Raw genomic sequence first — 3,802 nt, 5'->3', positions numbered from 1 at the left:
TTTAAGAACATTGAATCTCCTGAGGTTCAGCTCGCATTTCGCTCTGTCTAGACGGAGAGATACACCCCCATAAAAAAACCCCGCACAAGGCGGGGTTCTTTTATGGGGTACAGCTAGGGGGTGAAGCTGGCTTACATCATGCCGCCCATACCACCCATGCCGCCCATGTCTGGCATGCCGCCGCCAGCTGGTGCCTTGTCGTCCGGAGCGTCAGCGATCATGGCTTCGGTGGTGATCATCAGGCTGGCGATAGAGGACGCGGCCTGCAGAGCAGAACGAGTCACTTTAGCCGGGTCCAGGATGCCCATTTCGATCATGTCGCCGTATTCGCCGGTAGCAGCGTTGTAACCGAAGTTACCCGAACCCTGCTTGACCTTGTCGACCACAACGCTTGGCTCGTCACCGGAGTTGGCGACGATCTGACGCAGTGGAGCTTCTACAGCGCGACGCAGCAGAGCGATACCGACGTTCTGATCGGCGTTGTCGCCTTTCAGTTCGGAGATTGCCTGCAGCGAGCGCACCAGAGCCACGCCACCGCCAGGTACCACGCCTTCTTCAACGGCTGCACGAGTTGCGTGCAGGGCGTCTTCAACGCGGGCTTTCTTCTCTTTCATTTCAACTTCGGAACCGGCGCCGACTTTGATGACTGCAACGCCGCCGGACAGCTTGGCCAGACGCTCTTGCAGTTTTTCTTTGTCGTAGTCCGAAGTGGTGTCACCGATCTGCTGACGAATCTGCGAGATACGACCGTCGATGTCAGTGCGAACGCCAGCACCGTCGATGATGGTGGTGTTTTCTTTGTTCAGCACAACGCGCTTGGCATTACCCAGGTGTTCCAGGGTAGTGGTTTCCAGGCTCAGGCCGATTTCTTCGGAGATAACGGTACCGCCAGTCAGGACAGCGATGTCCTGCAGCATTGCCTTGCGACGATCGCCGAAACCTGGAGCCTTGACGGCTGCAACTTTGACGATACCGCGCATGTTGTTCACAACCAGAGTCGCCAAGGCTTCGCCTTCAACGTCTTCAGCAACGATCAACAGCGGACGACCGGCTTTGGCAACAGCTTCCAGAACTGGCAGCATTTCGCGGATGTTCGAGATTTTCTTGTCGACCAGCAGGAGCAGCGGGCTGTCCAGCTCGGCAACCATGGTGTCTGGCTTGTTGATGAAGTACGGGGACAGGTAACCGCGGTCGAACTGCATGCCTTCAACAACCGACAGTTCGTTTTCCAGGCCCGAGCCTTCTTCAACGGTGATAACGCCGTCTTTGGTCACTTTTTCCATGGCTTCAGCAATGATGTCGCCGATGGAATTGTCGGAGTTCGCGGAGATAGTACCTACCTGAGCGATGGCCTTGGTGTCAGTGCAAGGCTTGGACAGTTTCTTCAGCTCAGCAACGATGGCGATGGTCGCCTTGTCGATGCCGCGCTTCAGGTCCATCGGGTTCATGCCGGCAGCGACGGCTTTCAGGCCTTCGTTGACAATGGCCTGAGCCAGAACGGTTGCAGTGGTAGTACCGTCACCAGCGTCATCGTTGGCACGGGAAGCAACGTCTTTGACCAGTTGCGCGCCCATGTTTTCGAAGCGGTCTTTCAGTTCGATTTCTTTAGCAACCGAAACACCATCTTTGGTGATCAGAGGAGCGCCGAAGCTCTTCTCGATAATGACGTTACGGCCTTTCGGGCCCAAGGTTGCTTTTACTGCGTCAGCCAGGACGTTGACACCGGCGAGCATTTTTTTACGGCCAGAATCGCCGAATTTTACTTCTTTAGCAGCCATGATCGATCTTCCTTAAATACTTTGAGTAGTAACGGAAACTAGTGGGGTGACTCAGGCTTCGACGACCGCGAGAATTTCGTTCTCGCTCATCACCAGCAGGTCTTCGCCATCTACTTTCACAGTGTTGCTGCCGGAGTAAGGGCCAAACACCACTTTGTCACCCACTTTCACGGCCAGCGCACGTACTTCACCGTTGTCCAGCACGCGGCCGGTACCAACAGCGAGGATCTCGCCACGGTTTGGCTTTTCAGCAGCCGAACCTGGCAGAACGATACCGCCAGCAGTTTTGGATTCTTCTTCGCTGCGACGGATTACGACGCGGTCATGCAGAGGACGAAGCTTCATTGTCGATCTCCTGATTATGGTTTTTAAACGGCCAGTGAATACACCGGCGAGTTAAACATCCGGCGTTGCCGGTTACGGTTCGACGAGCGAACCGCAGAATACGGTCTGGCAAAAAGGCCAGAAACCTTGCGGTGACCCATACATAAGGGCGGGCATGGTGATTACAAGGCCAGCGGTTGAATTTTTTTGTCGAAAGCTACTGCGTCGTGAAACGCACGCGGCACCCTGAGGTGCCGCGTGGTGGGGCGATCAGCCCGATTACTTGTCGCGATGTTCGAACTCGCCTTCGATCACATCCGGCTCACGGGTCGGAGGATGAATTGCGCCGGGGCGACCCGGATCGTTGCTGGCCGGCATGTCGTCAGCGAATGCACGCTGGCGCAGGGCCTGATCTTCAGCACGCTTGCGCATGGTGTTGACCAGCACCCGACGGGTGATCGGCAACAGGCAGATGACGCCAAGAATGTCGCTGATGAAACCTGGCAACAGCAGCAGACCACCACCGACAGCAATCATCAGACCTTCGAGCATCTGCTGGGCAGGCAACTCGCCGCGAGACAGACTTTCACGGGCGCGCATCGCTGTCGCGAACCCGGCCACACGAATCACGAACAGGCCCAACAGCGAAGTTGCGACCACCATCAGGAATGTCGGAAAGAAGCCTATCGACATGCCCACCCGTACCAGAACGAACAGTTCCAGTACCGGAAAAAGAAGAAACAGCAGTAGAAAAACACGCATCAATTGAATTCCTCAACGCAAGAATGCCTTGCAGTAGACCCTACGTGACGTCATCAAAGCGTGAATTCAAGCCTCTTGAGTGTCACGAACAGGCCATTTTTCCGCGTGAGCCAGCTGAACCAAGGCTTCGCGGACTTGTTTCGGTGTGTTACAGGGCTCACCGAACGCCAGCCAGTAAAGGCTCTTACCGATGCGCAGGTGCATGCCTTCGCTGTCGATACCTGCCAATTGCGCAACTTCACTTTGCGGCAGACCAGAGAGTTGCACGTAGTGAGCAATGGCTTTGGCGTGGTCAGCATTCATGTGCTCGACCATGCTGGCTTCAGAGGGACCGGCAAACGGGTTTGCCAGCTCGACATGGTCAAGCCAGTGAATGGCACCAAAGCCGCCGATGAAACGGTAGCGCACGGGCATCAGTACCCAGAAATCGAAATCATGGGCGGAGTGATAGCTTTTCGATTCGGGGAAAAAACGGTAATAGCGCTGTGAGGCTGATTCGATGGCGTCTGGCTCAACAAGCTTGTGCGCCTCAGCCATGACCGTCACGCGTCCTGTCGCCTGGACATCGTCAGCTTCGCGCTCGCCCACCAGCAATGAGCACTTCGCGTCTTTGCCCAGGTTGTGAGTGTGCTGAGCGATACGGCTGATCAATATCAACGGCCGCCCCAGATCATCAAGACAATAAGGAACAGACGAGCCAAACGGGAAACCCGGCATGGATTTGGAGTGTGTGGACAGCACGCCCCGATATTCCTTGAGCAACAACTCCCGTGCCTGCTTGATCGCCTTTCCACTCATCTGATAACTCCTCGTAACCTACTCGCCGACAATCGACGCACCTATGAATAAAGCTGACAGTAGTCAGCTGATTGGGCACGTGCAGGGGGTTGAAAGACAAGCTAATAATTATTGCGAAGGGAGCCAGCGGGATGGCGGGA

Annotated in this window: 4 protein-coding genes; all 4 read right to left on the bottom strand. The window is 55.6% G+C overall.

The window, feature by feature from the left end:
* Window positions 1–131: 131 nt before the first annotated feature.
* A complete protein-coding gene (groL, locus tag H8S59_RS26340; RefSeq protein ID WP_027900278.1) occupies window positions 132–1,778 on the bottom strand; it encodes a chaperonin GroEL in 1,647 nt (548 codons plus the stop codon).
* 51 nt (window positions 1,779–1,829) lie between these two features.
* Entirely contained in the window at window positions 1,830–2,123 is a 294-nt protein-coding gene (locus H8S59_RS26335; RefSeq protein WP_020292988.1) for a co-chaperone GroES, read from the bottom strand.
* Window positions 2,124–2,381: 258 nt separating this feature from the next.
* Window positions 2,382–2,864: an FxsA family protein gene (locus H8S59_RS26330; RefSeq protein ID WP_095096297.1), complete on the bottom strand. Its 483-nt coding sequence runs from the start codon at window positions 2,862–2,864 to the stop codon at window positions 2,382–2,384.
* Window positions 2,865–2,930: 66 nt separating this feature from the next.
* Window positions 2,931–3,662, bottom strand: coding sequence for a HugZ family pyridoxamine 5'-phosphate oxidase (locus H8S59_RS26325; protein WP_187523313.1), 732 nt, complete (start codon window positions 3,660–3,662; stop codon window positions 2,931–2,933).
* Between the last annotated feature and the right edge of the window lie 140 nt (window positions 3,663–3,802).

Origin of the sequence: Pseudomonas folii (assembly GCF_014357575.1) — a bacterium.
Taxonomy (GTDB): Bacteria; Pseudomonadota; Gammaproteobacteria; order Pseudomonadales; family Pseudomonadaceae; genus Aquipseudomonas; species Aquipseudomonas folii.
This window is presented reverse-complemented; position numbering and strand designations above follow the sequence as displayed.